13 protein-coding genes and 1 pseudogene are annotated in these 15,531 nt (G+C 40.9%); 10 read left to right on the top strand and 4 right to left on the bottom strand.

Translation table 11 applies throughout. The annotated features are described in order from the left end of the window. Position 1 precedes the first annotated feature (1 nt). Positions 2 to 922 (top strand): lipase family alpha/beta hydrolase, encoded by a 921-nt coding sequence (locus P4S61_RS06395; protein ID WP_145238425.1) that lies wholly within the window; start codon positions 2 to 4, stop codon positions 920 to 922. A gap of 3 nt (positions 923 to 925) precedes the next feature. Next, the gene (locus tag P4S61_RS06400; protein ID WP_182758650.1) at positions 926 to 1,735 is read left to right on the top strand and encodes a lipase secretion chaperone; all 810 of its coding nucleotides are present in this window, start codon (positions 926 to 928) and stop codon (positions 1,733 to 1,735) included. 136 nt (positions 1,736 to 1,871) lie between these two features. On the opposite strand, the gene polA is transcribed toward P4S61_RS06400, so the two are convergent. Next, positions 1,872 to 4,607: a DNA polymerase I gene (gene polA / locus P4S61_RS06405; RefSeq protein WP_182735056.1), complete on the bottom strand. Its 2,736-nt coding sequence runs from the start codon at positions 4,605 to 4,607 to the stop codon at positions 1,872 to 1,874. A 567-nt stretch (positions 4,608 to 5,174) separates the two neighbouring features. Between polA and elbB the strand changes: the two genes are divergently transcribed. The 3 genes from elbB to P4S61_RS06420 all read left to right on the top strand — a co-directional run bounded on the left by elbB (position 5,175) and on the right by P4S61_RS06420 (position 9,176). Next, on the top strand, positions 5,175 to 5,825 hold the full coding sequence (gene elbB, locus P4S61_RS06410) for an isoprenoid biosynthesis glyoxalase ElbB (RefSeq protein ID WP_182735055.1): 651 nt from the start codon (positions 5,175 to 5,177) through the stop codon (positions 5,823 to 5,825). A 191-nt stretch (positions 5,826 to 6,016) separates the two neighbouring features. Then, positions 6,017 to 6,409, top strand: a complete 393-nt coding sequence (locus P4S61_RS06415) for a c-type cytochrome (RefSeq protein WP_145238413.1) — start codon at positions 6,017 to 6,019, stop codon at positions 6,407 to 6,409. 193 nt (positions 6,410 to 6,602) lie between these two features. Continuing rightward, complete coding sequence (locus P4S61_RS06420) at positions 6,603 to 9,176, top strand: diguanylate cyclase domain-containing protein (RefSeq protein WP_442961586.1); 2,574 nt, start codon at positions 6,603 to 6,605, stop codon at positions 9,174 to 9,176. A gap of 47 nt (positions 9,177 to 9,223) precedes the next feature. On the opposite strand, the gene rep is transcribed toward P4S61_RS06420, so the two are convergent. After that, a complete protein-coding gene (gene rep, locus P4S61_RS06425) occupies positions 9,224 to 11,242 on the bottom strand; it encodes a DNA helicase Rep (RefSeq protein WP_337118888.1) in 2,019 nt (672 codons plus the stop codon). Positions 11,243 to 11,355: 113 nt separating this feature from the next. On the opposite strand from rep, the gene ubiK reads away from it, so the two are divergent. From ubiK to P4S61_RS22900, 5 genes and pseudogenes are all read left to right on the top strand, one after another. After that, entirely contained in the window at positions 11,356 to 11,628 is a 273-nt protein-coding gene (ubiK, locus tag P4S61_RS06430) for a ubiquinone biosynthesis accessory factor UbiK (protein ID WP_145238407.1), read from the top strand. 112 nt (positions 11,629 to 11,740) lie between these two features. After that, a complete protein-coding gene (locus tag P4S61_RS06435) occupies positions 11,741 to 11,947 on the top strand; it encodes a ParD-like family protein (RefSeq protein ID WP_149982600.1) in 207 nt (68 codons plus the stop codon). Next, positions 11,940 to 12,725: a type I methionyl aminopeptidase gene (gene map, locus P4S61_RS06440; protein WP_145238400.1), complete on the top strand. Its 786-nt coding sequence runs from the start codon at positions 11,940 to 11,942 to the stop codon at positions 12,723 to 12,725. The genes P4S61_RS06435 and map overlap by 8 nt, the downstream gene beginning before the upstream one ends. 14 nt (positions 12,726 to 12,739) lie before the next feature. Continuing rightward, positions 12,740 to 13,378: a DUF6597 domain-containing transcriptional factor gene (locus tag P4S61_RS06445; RefSeq protein WP_337117972.1), complete on the top strand. Its 639-nt coding sequence runs from the start codon at positions 12,740 to 12,742 to the stop codon at positions 13,376 to 13,378. 5 nt (positions 13,379 to 13,383) lie between these two features. Beyond that, positions 13,384 to 13,536 (top strand): annotated as a pseudogene (locus P4S61_RS22900) (helix-turn-helix domain-containing protein); the annotation flags it as partial. 124 nt (positions 13,537 to 13,660) lie between these two features. Here the strand turns inward: P4S61_RS22900 and can are convergent. Both can and P4S61_RS06455 read right to left on the bottom strand, forming a co-directional pair. Next, the gene (gene can, locus P4S61_RS06450) at positions 13,661 to 14,320 is read right to left on the bottom strand and encodes a carbonate dehydratase (RefSeq protein ID WP_182731681.1); all 660 of its coding nucleotides are present in this window, start codon (positions 14,318 to 14,320) and stop codon (positions 13,661 to 13,663) included. Further along, positions 14,317 to 15,513 (bottom strand): methyltransferase, encoded by a 1,197-nt coding sequence (locus tag P4S61_RS06455; protein WP_337117973.1) that lies wholly within the window; start codon positions 15,511 to 15,513, stop codon positions 14,317 to 14,319. Before P4S61_RS06455 ends, can begins: the two co-directional genes overlap by 4 nt. Positions 15,514 to 15,531: the final 18 nt, after the last annotated feature.

The following is a 15,531-nucleotide window of genomic DNA, read 5'->3' on the forward strand; positions in this document are numbered from 1 at the left end:
CATGAAAAAAATAACCACTCTATACTTATGCTGCCTGCTATTTATCTTCAGTAATAGCGCTAATGCAGGCTATACCCAAACTAAATACCCAATTGTATTAGCACATGGCTTGATGGGTTTTGACGATGTATTAGGTGTCGATTATTTTTATCGGGTACCAGCAAGCCTCAGTCGTGATGGCGCACAGGTTTTCGTCACGGCCGTATCCTCGCTGAATAATTCTGAACAACGAGGCGAGCAGTTACTACAGCAAGTTGAACAGATTATTGCACTAACTGGTACAACAAAAGTAAATCTCATTGGTCATAGTCAAGGTGCGCAAAGTATTCGCTATGTTGCCTCACTACGCCCCGACTTAGTTGCCTCAGCGACCAGTGTTGGCGGTGTTAATTTTGGTAGCCCTGTTGCTGATGTGGTGCGCCAAGGACTGACTCCTGGATCTAAGCTAGAAGGTATAGCTAAAACAGCCTTTGATGCATTTGGCGGGTTAATCGCATTACTCTCTGGCAATAGTCAGTTACCACAAGATGCGCTTGGTGCACTGGAGAGCTTAACCACTGAGGGCGCGCTGGCCTTTAATCAAAAATATCCAGAAGGCCTACCTGCTGAGCAATGCCAGCAAGGACCTATGTATGCCAGTAATGGCGTATATTACTTTTCTTGGAGTGGTACTCGAACTTTAACAAATATATTTGACCCATCAGATGCAGCACTGGCGATCACTGCAATACTGATCCCAGGCGATGACGATGGCTTAGTCTCTCGTTGTAGTAGCCATTTAGGTTATGTATTAAAAGATAATTACCGCATGAATCACCTTGATGAAGTGAATCAACTGATTGGCTTTCATCATTTATTTGCAACCGATCCACTGACAGTCTACCGTCAACATGCTAATCGCTTGAAAAAATTAGGCTTATAAACAATGAAGCAGTTGCTCATTTTAGTGTTAGTGATATCTATCACTAGCACAGCTATGATTTTTTTACTCAGCGACGATAAGCTTACAAGTGCAACGCCACCACATGTCGATCAACCGATGGCAATCGATAGCATTTTTGAACACGTTATTTTAGCTAGCCAAGAGTCCGGTGAGTTTAGTGCTTCGCAGGCTCTAAAACAGTGCGAAAAGTTAGCTGCATGCGAAATCAATAGTGAGCTATTTAATCGCTACCTCAGCTTTAAAATAGCGCTGGCAGAGCTGCAGCAACAACTCGCTCATTTGCCGCTAAGCGAACAATTAATTGCAATGATCGCTTTTCAACAACGCTACTTCAATGCAGCTGAAATCACTCTTTTATTTAACGATGATAATGAGTGGCAGCACTATACAATTGCCAAGCTTGAAATTAATCAGAACAACCATATTAGTGATGAATTAAAGCAACAATTGTTATCTAATTTAGAGGGCGAGCAACCTGAGCGTATTACCCAGGCACTTAAACCTAGTAACGATCTAAAAGCTTTAAACACTGAGCTAAAAGATGCCCTGCAACAACAAGACTACAATCAACTGGCAGCGGAATTTGGCGATGCTGCGGCAACAAGGTTAATCGCTCTAGTGCAGCAGCGCCAGCAATGGCAAACATTGAGTGAGCAACTCAAACAACAAATTAAACAGTTAAAACAACACTATGAGCCACAACAAGCAGAGCAAAAAATTACCCAGCTACTTGATGAGCATTTAACCACAAATCAAAAGCGACGGTTTTTAGTGTTATATCCATTGCATTAAATGAGTGACCTACTATAGCGTTAAGAAAGTAGCCGAATGGCCACCTTTTAAAAAACTGACTACCCTATTCACAGACATAAAAAAGCGCGGCTTCACTCAATGCAGCCGCGCTTATATGATTTAAAAAGCTCAGTGATTAATGGGCTTGTTGCCAATTATCTCCGCTATCAGCTTCAACCACTAATGGCACATCTAATTTCGCAGCATCAGACATTAACTGGCAAATTTCTGCGGTGTATTGCTCAACACACTCAGTTTTGATTTCAAATACCAATTCATCGTGTACTTGCATCAGTAATTTAACCGTATTCGGTGCTTGTTCATACACCCATTTGTTGACTGTTAGCATGGCTTTTTTGATGATATCAGCAGCGGTGCCTTGCATTGGTGCATTAATCGCAGCACGTTCGGCTCCTTTACGGCGCGCGCCATTACGGGCGTTGATCTCTGGTAAATGTAAGCGACGACCAAAAATAGTTTCAACATAGCCATTTTCGGCAGCTTTCTCACGGGTTGATTCCATGTACTCAAGCACACCAGGGAAACGTTCAAAATACTTATCAATGTAATGTTGCGCTTCATGGCGCGGTACATCAAGTTGACGTGCTAAACCAAATGCTGACATCCCATAAATTAAACCAAAGTTAACCGCTTTAGCTTTACGGCGCATATCCGTGGTTACATCTTCTAACTCAACACCAAACACTTCCGCAGCAGTTGCACTGTGTACATCAAGACCATTGGCAAACGCATTTAACAAGCCTTTATCTTGCGATAAGTGCGCCATGATACGTAGTTCGATTTGGCTGTAATCGGCAGCCACTATTTTATAGCCATCTGCAGCAATAAAAGCCTCACGAATACGGCGTCCTTCTTCTGAACGAATAGGAATATTTTGCAGATTAGGATCGCTTGAACTTAATCGGCCAGTTGCCGTTACCGCTTGATGGTAAGAAGTATGCACACGCTTCGTTTGCTCATTCACTATCAGTGGTAATTTATCAGTGTAGGTTGATTTAAGCTTAGATAAACCTCGGTGCTCAATAATAACTTTAGGCAGCGGGTAATCGTGAGCCAACTCTTGTAGTACTTCTTCAGCTGTAGAAGGTGCGCCTTTTGGCGTTTTTTTAATAACTGGCAGTTCAAGTTTTTCAAACAACAATACTTGCAATTGCTTTGGTGAGCTTAAGTTAAATGGTTCACCAGCAATCTCATGCGCTTCTTTTTCCAGCTCAATTAAACGTTCACCCAAACGCTGGCTGTGCGCGGCAAGCATTTTACTATCAATCGCAACACCGGTGCGCTCAATATCTGAAATAACGCTGACAAGCGGCATCTCTATATCTTCAAATACCGATTTAAGCTTTTCATCGGCTGCAAGTTTCGGCCATAATACTTGGTGTAAACGAAGCGTAATATCCGCATCTTCTGCGGCATAAGGTGCCGCTTTATCAAGTTCGATTTGATTAAATGTCAGCTGCTTTTTACCTTTACCAGCAATGTCTTCAAAACTGATATTTTTATGGCCTAAATATTTTAGCGCCAACGAGTCCATATCATGGCGAGTACCAACACTATTAAATACGTAAGATTCAAGCATAGTATCGAATTTAATACCCTTTAGCTCAAAACCGGCATTAGCCAATACACTCTTATCATATTTTAAATTTTGACCAACTTTAGCTTTGTTTTCATCAGCTAAAATTGGCCCGATCTTCGCCATCACCGTCTCTAAGCTTAACTGTTCAGGCGCGCCAGGATAATCATGGGCAACCGGTAAATACACGGCTTCGCCAGCTTTAACAGCAAAGCTCATCCCGACAAGTTTAGCTTGCATGTAATCAAGGCTGGTTGTTTCAGTATCAAAGGCAAATAGTTCAGCGGCATTTAATTGCTCGACTAAAGTATCTAATTGCTCTGTTGTCAGGATTGTTTCATAATGAGCATCAGCTACTTGCGGTAATTCATTCGCTTCACTAGGGACAGCCAAGTGAGTGTCTGCATCTTTTGGATTATCTAATAACTCAGCTAACCAGCGACGGAACTCACACTCGCCATACAAGGCAATCAGTTCATCACGATTTGGCTCTTGCAATTTAAAGGTATCTAAGTCTGATTCAACTTCAACATCGCATTTAATGGTAGCCAGTTCATAACTTAGCGGTAAATGATCGACTGCGGCGGCAAGCTTTTCGCCGATCTTACCTTTGATCTCACCGGCATGATCAAGCACACCTTGTAATGATCCGTATTTTTGTAACCACTTAACCGCCGTTTTAGGGCCGCATCCATCGACACCTGGGATATTATCTACTTTATCGCCCATCAAAGCTAAGTAATCGATGATCAGTTCAGGACCAACGCCAAATTTTTCAACCACAGTGTCTGGATCAGAAATACTGTCGGTCATGGTATTGATCAAAGTGACATGCTCATTCACTAACTGAGCCATGTCTTTATCACCGGTTGAGATCAATACATGGCGCTGCTGCTCTGAAGCAATACGGGCGAATGTACCAATCACGTCATCAGCTTCAACACCCTCAATACTAATAAGCGGAAAACCCATCGCCCTAATAATATCGTGCAGTGGCGCTATTTGCGTGCGCAAATCATCGGGCATTGGCGGGCGGTTGGCTTTGTACTCACTGTACATATCATTACGGAAAGTTTTACCTTTAGCATCAAAAACCACCACCATATGGCTTGGATCATACTGTTTGATCAGGCTTTTCATCATGTTAACAACGCCATAAATAGCGCCTGTTGCTTCACCTTTTGAGTTAGTTAAATGCGGTGGTGAATGATATGCACGGAATAAGTAGGAAGAGCCATCGACTAAAATAAGTGGATTTTCAGGGATCTGAGCCATGATGTAATTGGATCCTAAATGAGAGAAAACGAAATATCTGTAAGCATGCCATAAGGGCACGCATAAAACGACTGTGAATTAAGCTTTGTTTAAACCGTTAAATAAGAGTAAGTTGTGGATAACTATGTAGATAACACCCACAAGCTATTCCTCCAAAGTAATTTAAAACTACTTAGAAACAAGTTAAGTGTATGTTTTGTTTTAAAAAGATAATACGAGGTTCTTTTTTTATTATTTTTATCACAATGTGGAAAAACATTTTATTGCTTTGCTTGATTGTGGCTTTTTACAACTAAAAAACGGTTAATTCATTCCTTATAAATAACCGGACAAGCATTCTACCACAATGGATCAAAGATCATAGCGATCCTTTATAATTTTTTCCTATTAGCCAACTTTAAAAAAAGCATATAGCGTGTTTTTGCTCTGCCTCGAGTGGATTGATCGAATAAAAATAATCTTTAACTCATCATTATTGATGATCACAAAATGATCTTAATAAGGCCATAACAGTCAGCAAAAGTCATGCTAAACTGACTTTATGAATAATAAATAAGGGCATAGTATATGAAAAAAATAGCTGTAATTTTAGCAGGTTGTGGAGTTTATGACGGTGCAGAAATCAACGAAGCCGTATTAACGTTATTACATATTGCCAAAGCCGGAGCAAGCTACCAGTGTTTTGCCCCTGATATTGAGCAATTGCACACGATCAATCACCTGAATGGGGAACAAATGACCCCTAACCGGAACGTATTAGTCGAAGCGGCACGCATTGCCCGTGGCGATATCAAAGCGTTAACACTGTTAGATGCTAATGACTTTGATGCTTTGATTGTGCCTGGTGGATTTGGCGCAGCTAAAAACCTGTGTGATTTTGCGATCAATGGTGCGCAAGCACAATTAAACCCTGAAATGCTCCGTGCTGCTAAAGCATTTGCGAATGCCAAAAAACCAGCAGGCTATATGTGCATTGCTCCAGCAATGATCCCATTGATCTACAGTGCTGGCGTAAAAACCACTATTGGTAATGATGTTGATACTGCTAACGCACTACAAAGTTTAGGCGCTCAACACATTGATTGTGCGGTAGATGATATTGTAATTGATGAGCAACATAAACTCGTAAGCACTCCAGCTTATATGTTAGCGCAGTCAATTTTAGATGCTGATGCAGGTATTGAAAAACTAGTCGCTGCGCTTTTGAAAATGAGCTAATTAGGTGCTACAAAAACCGCAAATCAGTCATTCTAAAGTAGGTGCTTTGTTGCGCTGACGCAAAAAATAGTGTTTTTTCATAAGAAAAATACATCGTAGCGTTTTATAAATTGCGGCTTAGCGTTATAATCGTTCTAAATTCCGTCATCTATCGTGATTGATCACGTTCAAATCGAAGTGAGCAAGGCAAAATGAAAAAACTATCAGCAGCATTATTATTGCTAGCAACCACCGCATACGCACAGCCATATGATAACTCTATGACTGAAGATGCGATCAAAAAACGTATCGCGCCTATAGGTGCCGTTTACTTTGAAGGCGATAAAGCAGCAGTTGCTGAAGTGCCAACAGGTCCTCGTACCGGTGAACAAGTTTACCAAGCGGCGTGCTTTGCATGTCATGGTACTGGCGCACTTGGTGCACCAAAATCAGCAGATGACTGGGCTCCACGCTTAGCTAAAGGCGCAGACACTCTATTAAACCATGCAATTAATGGCTTTAACGCAATGCCACCACGCGGTACATGCATGGACTGCTCAGATGATGAAATAAGCGCAGCTATTGATTTCATGAGCAAAAAATAATACTTAATTCTGTACTTTTTTTTATAAAGGGCTGATTTTTTCAGCCTTTTTTATTATAAAAATAAATATTAACCTACCTTTATCACTATTTATTATTATCATTTTCTAATACTATTGTCCGCTTGACGATTCAGCAAAAAAGTGAAAATATAAGACCAATAAATATACAATAATAAAAATCGGTTTAATGTCACTGGAAGATATAACAGCTTTACTACATAAGCTGGAGCATAAAAATAATCGTTTAAAAGCTCTAGTCCAAAAGTATAAGCAATCCCACCACTTACAAAATGCCCTGATCCAATTATCAGAGCAAGCTAGTTCTGTTGCCGAATTAACGCTACTTTACCCTGCGATTCATGATATTTTGCAAGATTATATGCCAAGTAAAAGTTTTTACGTGGTGCTGTTAAATCAATTTAGTAACACCCTTGAACTATCTTACTTTGCTGATGAAAAAGATGGTATATCTGTGCCACTTAATCAAGATAATAATTTTATCCAAGGTGTCACTGGGTATGTGTTTAAGCAAGGTAAAACCACCTACTTCCAAGGTGATGAAATGCAGGCTGCTGCCAACAAGGGGTTATTTAAGTTACTTGGCACACCAGCAGAACATTGGGTAGGCGTCCTAGTATACCGAGAGCAAAGTATTATTGGAGTGCTAGTCGCACAAAGTTACGATAAACAACAAAGCTACTCTGAACAACAAATCGAGCTATTAGAAGTAATGTCGCTCTATTTATCAACAGCTATCGAACGAGTAAAAAAACGCGAACTATTAGAGTCTGAAGTAAAAATAAGAACTCGTGCATTAACACAGAGCAATGAAGCGCTTAACCTCGAAGTAGAACAACATAAAAAAACCCTCGAACGCCAGCATATTTTGTTTAAAATTTCAGAGTTAGCGACGCAAACAAAGCATATCAATGAAGTATATCAACAAGTACATGAAATAATAAAATCAATAACTTACGCTGAAAACTTATACATTGCATTATATGATCGCGAAACAGGTTGGTTAAACTTTCCGTACTGTGTGGATGAATATAGAGATAACACCCAACCGCGTCCTTTCGCCAAAGGTTATAGCGAATTAGTATTACGTACCGAACAAACTCAGCTTATTGATTGTACTAGAGCACAAAAACTACTCAAGTCAGGCGAAGTCGAGCGACTTGGACAAGTCTCTGACTCAAACTCAGCAACCAGCTGGTTAGGTGCACCATTAAAAACTGCGCAAGGTGTAATTGGCTTAATAACTTGCCAAGCCTACAACCATAAGCATATTTTCAATCAAGACGACTTTGAATTAATTACCTTTGTATCACATCAGATAGCGACTGTATTACAAGCACATTTGGCTGCTCAAGCCTTAAAACAAAGTCATCAACAATTAGAGTTTCGGGTTGCTGAAAAAACCAAAGAGATCCGCCAAACCAATATGCATTTACAAATGCAAATTGAAGAGCGTAAAAAAATAGAGCAACAGCTGTATCATGATGCCCACCACGATCCACTTACTGGCTTGCCTAATCGCAGTTTATTTTTAACCCAATTAGAAAAAACTCTACAGCATTATCAACGTTACCCTGAACAACAGTTTGCTGTGCTGTTTATTGATTTAGACAAGTTTAAGGATATTAACGATCAACTTGGTCACCAAGCTGGTGATCAGTTTTTAATTAGCGTCAGTGAGTCTTTCTCACAATGTATTAGGGAGCACGATTTACTTGCGCGTTTAGGCGGCGATGAGTTTGTTATTTTATTAACTCATTTAACTGATCGTCAACAAGCCGAAGATGTTGCTAAGCGATTAATTGAACTAATGAAAAAACCATTTTGCATGAAAGGTATATGTGTACAAAGTGGTGCCAGTGTCGGTATTACCTATTCGAAAACAAACTACAAGCATACGGATGAAATTATTCGTGATGCTGATGCTGCCATGTATTATGCAAAAAATGCCGGTCGCAGCCGGTTCGAGTTTTACCATCCACTGCTTAGTGCCGGCACCAGCCCGTATGAGTTAGAAACCAGTCATCACTTAGACTCTTTACCAATGCATTTTCGCTGCTCTGAAATTATTACACTTGATGAACAGCATCAGTCAGAGTCGCTACTTGAAGCATTTGGTGAACACCCAGTACTTGGTAGCACTAGTTTTGAAATATTAAAGAAGTTTGCCGCTGATAAAGCACAACAGCTGGAAGTGGAATTACAGTTATTAACTAAAGCGTGTCAACAAATCCAAACGGCACAACTGCAGATGGTGTTATTCCCTTGCTCGGGCTTATTACTGGAAAAAATTGAATTCCAGGCGTTATGCCAAACAATGCAAAACCACAACATAACGAAACAAATTTGTTTATTGTTTAATGAACAAGAGATCCGTTACGCCTCAGCGGTACAAATTAGTAATTTAAAAGTATTGAGTAAACAAGGCTATTCGATTGGCTTAAATGATTTTGCTAAAGATCGCTGCGAACTTAATTTACTATGCGATATTAATTTCGATTATTTATTACTTAGCTCTACCTTTAGTAAACGAGTGTTACAACAACAAAGCTTTGATTTACAACTACAAGGTGTACTAGCAATAACTAAGATAAAACAAATAAAAGTAATCGCGAAAGGCCCTTCAATATTAAATTATAGAGCCTTACTAGACACTCATGGTTTATCACTATTTATTGGTAGGCAGCATGCAATTAGTTCTACAGCAACACTCCCAGCTGACTCTTCGAACGAGCAAATTTTAAATTAACGATATGCGTCGCGGATAACCAGTTTATTATCCGCAGCTCAGATGAACTACTCAGGCTTTTTCAGCATAGCACGTAAATTAGCAACTCTGGCTTGGCCCTTTTCCATTCGTTCGGCTTGCGTATTTGGCGCTTTTTTATTTTCAAATGCTAAATCATCTTGCGGTAGCTCTTGTATAAAGCGGCTCAACTCTGTTTGTGATGTTTCGCCAAATTGACGACGAATTTTCGCATAGGTCATGGTCAGCTCTTGCTGAGCACGAGTGATCCCCACATAAGCTAAGCGACGTTCCTCATCAACGTTTTCTTCATCAATACTTACTTGATGCGGTAATAACCCCTCTTCCATGCCTACCATAAATACGTAAGGATACTCCAAGCCCTTAGAGGCATGCAGCGTTAGTAATTGCACTGCATCGGCTTCATCTTCTTCTTCGTTACGTTCTAACATGTCACGCAACGTTAACTTACTCACCACTTCAGCAAGCGTCAACGGCGGATTATCCGCATCACCTGTGAGCATATCGGTGATCCAACGGTACAACTCAGAAACATTCTTCATGCGCATTTCTGCAACTTTCGCACTCGGTGATGACTCGTATAAATAAGCTTCGTAATTTATTTGTCTGACTAAATCTTTTACCGCTTCAAGGGTATCACCACGTACCGCATTATCTGACAGCTCAACCACCCAACGTGCAAATCCCGCTAACGAGTTTAAACCGCGACCTTTTAAGCGATAACCTAAGTCATTATCAAAACAGGTGGCAAATAAACTGGCATGTTTTTCATTGGCTAGGGTACCCAACTTTTCCAGCGTAACTGTGCCTATTTCACGGCGCGGAGTATTCACAATACGTAGAAACGCATTGTCGTCATCTTGATTCACCAATAAGCGCAAGTACGCCATTATATCTTTGATCTCAGAGCGTGAGAAAAACGACATTCCACCACTGATCTTGTAAGGTATTCGGTTACTCATTAACGACTTTTCAAAGCCACGCGCTTGGTGATTACCACGGTATAAAATAGCATAATCTTTATAACTGGTGCGTTTCATAAATTTATGCGAGATGATCTCAGCGACGACCCGCTCTGATTCATGCTCTTCATCACGACAGCCAATCACTTTGATCGGCTCGCCATTTTCTAACTCACTAAACAGTTTTTTATCAAATTCATGAGGGTTATTGGCAATCAAGATATTAGCAGCTTTTAAAATACGCTTCACACTGCGATAGTTTTGCTCAAGCTTAATGAGCCGTAAACCTGGAAAGTCTTTGCTTAATAACACTAAGTTTTGTGGTCGAGCACCGCGCCATGAATAGATTGATTGGTCGTCATCACCTACCACGGTAAAACGCGCACGCTCACCCACAAGCAACTTAACTAATTGATATTGACTGGTATTGGTATCTTGATATTCATCCACCAGCAGGTAACGGAAACGTTGTTGCCAACGCTCACGCGAGGTTGCATTATTGATCAGTAATAAGGTGGGGATCATGATCAAGTCATCAAAATCCAAAGCATTATAGGCGCGTAACTGGGTTTGATAACGCGCATACAATTGCGCAAATAGCGCTTTTTGTGGCTCTCGCGCTTCGCGAATCGCTTGCTCTGGTAAAATAAGCTCGTTCTTCCAGCTGCCTATTTGCATTTTTAATAGATTGAGTAAATCTTTGTCTTTTTTTAGCTCTTCTTCAGTTAAGTCAGCAATTAATTGCCCAGTATCTTGATCATCAAATAATGAAAAGCCAGGTTTAAAACCCAGCGTTGTTAGTTCTTTTTTAATGATTTCAAGGCCTAAGGTATGAAAGGTAGATACCCACAAGCCTTTTGACTCTTTTTTACCTAACGTTTGAAAAACTCGCTCGCGCATCTCTTTCGCCGCTTTATTAGTAAAGGTCACCGCGGCAATATTACGTGCTTGATACTCACATTTTTGTACTAAGTAAGCGATTTTATTAGTAATTACACGAGTTTTTCCTGATCCCGCCCCCGCCAGCACTAGGCATGGACCACTAATATATTTTACCGCTTCATCTTGTTTAGGATTGAGTTTCATATCGACCAAAGAGATTGCATTAAAGACGGGCAATTTTAACGTAATCACTACAATACGCCTAGCCAATAAGGTAACATTAGCCATTATCATTTACGCGACAGTAAGGGACAGACATGATCAACCCAGCAAAACTTGAAGAAATTGCCAAACAGATTTCCAGTAACATGCCGCAAGGCGTTAAAAACCTTGCCGATACGTTTGAAGCGAAAACCAAACAAGCTATTCAAAATAAGCTTGCTGAGATGGACTTTGTCAGCCGTGAAGAATTTGATGTACAAAGCCAAGTACTAATTCGCACCCGCGAGAAGCTCGTTGCATTAGAAGCGAAAGTTGCACTACTTGAGCAACAACTCAGTAGTAATAAGCAAAGCGAGCAACCCGAATAATACCGTTTTAGTTATTACTTCAGGCAGCTTCGGCTGCCTGATTTGTTTTACGCCTTGCATACACGCGAACACTTATATACGATACGTATACGTTTTATATATAGGCACTGTTATGGGTATCGTAAAAATCAGCGATCAACTGCACGAAGAGATCCGCAAAGCCAGTACCACTATGGTACGATCTATAAACTCTCAATCTGAATACTGGATAAAGATAGGCATGCTAGCTGAGCTTAATCCAACCATGACCTACGCCGAAATAATCAAACAGCAACTTGCACAAGCCGATGTAACAGCTGGAGAATCTTTGCATGAGTGAAATAATTATTAAAACTCCCGCACAAATAGAGCTAATGCGTGAGTCTGGTCGCCTACTGGCAAAGGTGTTTGCCTATTTAGATCAACAGGTCAAAATCGGCATCACCACCATGGAGATCAATGATTTAGTAGAGCGCTATATTGTTGATGAACTTGCTGCACGTCCTGCCAGCAAAGGCCAATACGATTATCCTTATGTGTTAAACAGCTCAGTAAATGAAGTAGTCTGCCATGGTTTTCCAGACTCTAAACGCGCATTAAAATCAGGCGATATCGTCAATTTAGATATTACCCTTGAGAAAAATGGCTTTATTGCCGATTCAAGTAAAATGTATATGCTTGGTGAGGTGTCACCGTTGACCAAGCGCTTAGTCGAAAAAACTTATCAAGCAATGTGGCAAGGCATCAAGCTCGTAAAACCAGGAGTGAGGTTAGGCGATATTGGCAACGCTATCGCTAATTTTGCCCATACTAATGGCTATAGCGTTGTACGTGAATACTGCGGACATGGTATTGGTGAGCAAATGCACGAAGAGCCGCAAGTTTTACATTATGGTAAACGCAATACCGGCGTTGAACTTAAAGAAGGCATGACCTTTACCATTGAGCCGATGATCAACCAAGGGGCGGCAAAAGTAAAAACTAAACCGGATGGCTGGACTGTGGTTACTCGTGATAAAAAGCTTTCTGCGCAGTGGGAGCACACTATTGTCGTCACCGCTGACGGCTATGAAGTACTGACTTTACGCGAAGAAGAAATTGCCATTGCGACGATATAAGTCAGGTTAACACCATGGCCATTTTATTAGTAAATGATCCATTGCCCCATTTGAGCTTTCAAAAATTCGCACCCGATCAACGCTTAACTGATTGGGTGCAGTGTTATTGGAAAATAGGTTCAACAACCACACAAACAACACGGTTCTTTACAGAAAAGCTCTACCCTGATGCAGGCGCAAGCCTAACAATTGATTTTAGCAATGCGACACCCGTTATTACCTTCGCATTTAATCGTCAAACGCAGGCAACAACTTTCAGCAATCAGGATTATTTAGTCAGTATTCGTTTTGCGCCTACTGGTGCTTATCACTTATTAGGTATAACGCTACACGAGTTAGCTGAAGAAAATTATCTACTCGGTGAAGATTTTACCCCAAGCTGGTATCACAGTTTAATAGCATGTGTTGAACAAATGCAAAGCAGTCCACTAACCAGCCAACTGTATTTACTCGAGCAGTGGTTACTCAGCCAAGCAATCAACAATCAACTCGTAAAAAGCAATACCATTAAAGTGATCAAGCAGCTTATTCAACTCAATAATTCCACTAGCTGTATAGGCAAACAACTTGGCCTGACACGACGTACTCTTGAGCGTCGCTTAAAAAAGAAGCCAGGGTTAGTCCAACTCAATTACAGCAATTTTACCGACTAAAAGCCGCACGCACGCTACTTGCTGACAGCCAAACACCGATAACAGATATAGCCTTACAATGTGGCTATTATGATCATGCTCACTTTTGTCATGCCTTTCATAATTCTACTTTTGAAACACCACTGCAATATCGCAAGCGAAAAACACCGAAAGTATAGAGGGTGTTTTCACCATATAAAAAAGCCAAATGAAAAAAGCACATCGACTTAGCCTTTAAAACTAAGATTACAATTATTGAAGGTAGCCGCCGCCCAGATAGGGCGCAGTGCTTAGGTTACGTACTTATTCTACTACGTAACGTTCAAATACTTTAAGCCCTGAACTTTTATAGTTAACATCAACTTCATCGGCACAAGTTACTACTGACTCTAAGTCGTGTAAGTGACCATTTGCAAGACCATAAACCCATCCATGAATAGTCAACTCCTGACCACGTTGCCATGCTTCTTGGACTATATTAGTACGGCATACATTGCGTACTTGCTCTATCACGTTCAATTCAATCAGGCTATTGAGGCGGTCTTTCTCAGCGAGTGCATTAATCTTTGAGGTGTATTTCTCTTTTACATCACCGACGTGACGAAGCCAGTTATCAATTAAACCAAATTTAGCATCGTTAAGTACAGCCTGAACCCCACCACAACCATAGTGGCCAACAACCATAATATGCTTTACTTTCAACACTTCGACAGCGTACTGCATCACTGACAAACAGTTATGATCGGTATGCACCACTACATTCGCTACATTACGATGAACAAATAGTTCACCTGGCATTAGATCTACAATTTCATTAGCAGGTACACGAGAGTCAGAACAACCAATCCACAGATACTCGGGGTTTTGTTGCATGGATAGGATTTTAAAAAATTCCGGATCATCTTTACACGTTCGTTCAGCCCAGCGTTTATTATTTTCAAATAAGTTTTTTAACTTTCTCATTTCATCTCTTTTCTGTCTTTGGCGGTAGCTTGGATCAGGATATTACGTGGCGTTAATTGTTTTTCGCAAAACGTCTGCACACTGACTTGGTAACCTTGTTGTTGCAAATATAAAGCACGATCGAGCACAAGCCAAACCTCAATTGCTCTTCTAAACACATGACGGACCAGTTCGATGCGTTCAGTGACTTTTTTGCGCATTTTGCCTTTCCTTAAAAAGCATTCATAATCAATGCCTTGCGGTATATCTAGTGCCTTTTTATCTGCTGCCCATGCACAAAAAGCTTTAAATGAATCTGAAAAAATAGCTTTATTAACTGAGGGGACACTCACGTAGTTTTGTTCGCTGGTGAGGCTTTTGCGCAAAGCATCAAAACCCAATCGCCATTGCACTTCAGTTTTACGAACTTTATCTACCCGAGAAGGCGCTGTCACCGTTTCTTGTAGTGCTAATTTTAAATCACGATGCGTTAACTGCAGTTGGCTACGCTTACCGGCATCGCTCATAGCTTGATAATCATTCGGGGTGAGTAAGTGATAGCAACACGGCGATAGACTGATTTTTTGCGTTTGCGCGCTAGCCGCGTTACTCATAAACGCCTGATGTAATGCCCCGCAGGCATGCAGCGCCACTGCATGTTGTGCTTGTTGAAAATACCCAGTTACATCATCTTTGAGCACATCGGCTTGACTAAAGTGCATGGCTAACCCTTGTAGCTGAGCACTTTGCTGGCCTTGCTCACATAAATGTTGTTGCAATTCGATGCTGTGCACACTCGGCGCACGGTTAAATGCCAGCATACGTCCTAAATGGCCTTTACCCGCACACCATTCTAATACAGGTAATTGTGATTCTTGGCCAAGCGCACAAACAAAATCTTGCAGCTGCGCAAACTTGCGCCCTTTAATACCATTGCTGATCCAAAACGGATATTCGCTACGCGTAGTAGAGGCTTGAGGTAAGTAACACAATGTAGCTAAGTTATTGACTACGGGAATATACGGGCTAAAAAATTGATACAAGGCATCTTGATTGCTATCGAGATCGGCAACTTGTTGATCGCTCAACAGCGTTAATGGTTGTTCTAATTCAGGCCATGGCAGCTGATCAAAATCGAATGCAGTGCATTGCCAATAATGGCGAGTACTATGTAATAAGTTATCTAGGGCTGTAAACTGCTCAGCAAGGATCATGTGATTTTAGCGATGGTC

Origin of the sequence: Pseudoalteromonas sp. B160, from assembly GCF_037162485.1 — a bacterium.
In the GTDB taxonomy this organism is placed as follows: Bacteria; Pseudomonadota; Gammaproteobacteria; order Enterobacterales; family Alteromonadaceae; genus Pseudoalteromonas; species Pseudoalteromonas rhizosphaerae.

What these genes read in the sequence shown, in the direction of transcription:
- P4S61_RS06395 (WP_145238425.1), top strand. Translation starts at nt 2, where the DNA reads ATGAAAAAAATAACCACTCTATACTTATGCTGCCTGCTATTTATCTTC.
- P4S61_RS06400 (WP_182758650.1), top strand. Translation starts at nt 926, where the DNA reads ATGAAGCAGTTGCTCATTTTAGTGTTAGTGATATCTATCACTAGCACA.
- polA (WP_182735056.1), bottom strand. Translation starts at nt 4,607, where the DNA reads ATGGCTCAGATCCCTGAAAATCCACTTATTTTAGTCGATGGCTCTTCC.
- elbB (WP_182735055.1), top strand. Translation starts at nt 5,175, where the DNA reads ATGAAAAAAATAGCTGTAATTTTAGCAGGTTGTGGAGTTTATGACGGT.
- P4S61_RS06415 (WP_145238413.1), top strand. Translation starts at nt 6,017, where the DNA reads ATGAAAAAACTATCAGCAGCATTATTATTGCTAGCAACCACCGCATAC.
- rep (WP_337118888.1), bottom strand. Translation starts at nt 11,242, where the DNA reads ATGAAACTCAATCCTAAACAAGATGAAGCGGTAAAATATATTAGTGGT.
- ubiK (WP_145238407.1), top strand. Translation starts at nt 11,356, where the DNA reads ATGATCAACCCAGCAAAACTTGAAGAAATTGCCAAACAGATTTCCAGT.
- P4S61_RS06435 (WP_149982600.1), top strand. Translation starts at nt 11,741, where the DNA reads ATGGGTATCGTAAAAATCAGCGATCAACTGCACGAAGAGATCCGCAAA.
- map (WP_145238400.1), top strand. Translation starts at nt 11,940, where the DNA reads ATGAGTGAAATAATTATTAAAACTCCCGCACAAATAGAGCTAATGCGT.
- P4S61_RS06445 (WP_337117972.1), top strand. Translation starts at nt 12,740, where the DNA reads ATGGCCATTTTATTAGTAAATGATCCATTGCCCCATTTGAGCTTTCAA.
- can (WP_182731681.1), bottom strand. Translation starts at nt 14,320, where the DNA reads ATGAGAAAGTTAAAAAACTTATTTGAAAATAATAAACGCTGGGCTGAA.
- P4S61_RS06455 (WP_337117973.1), bottom strand. Translation starts at nt 15,513, where the DNA reads ATGATCCTTGCTGAGCAGTTTACAGCCCTAGATAACTTATTACATAGT.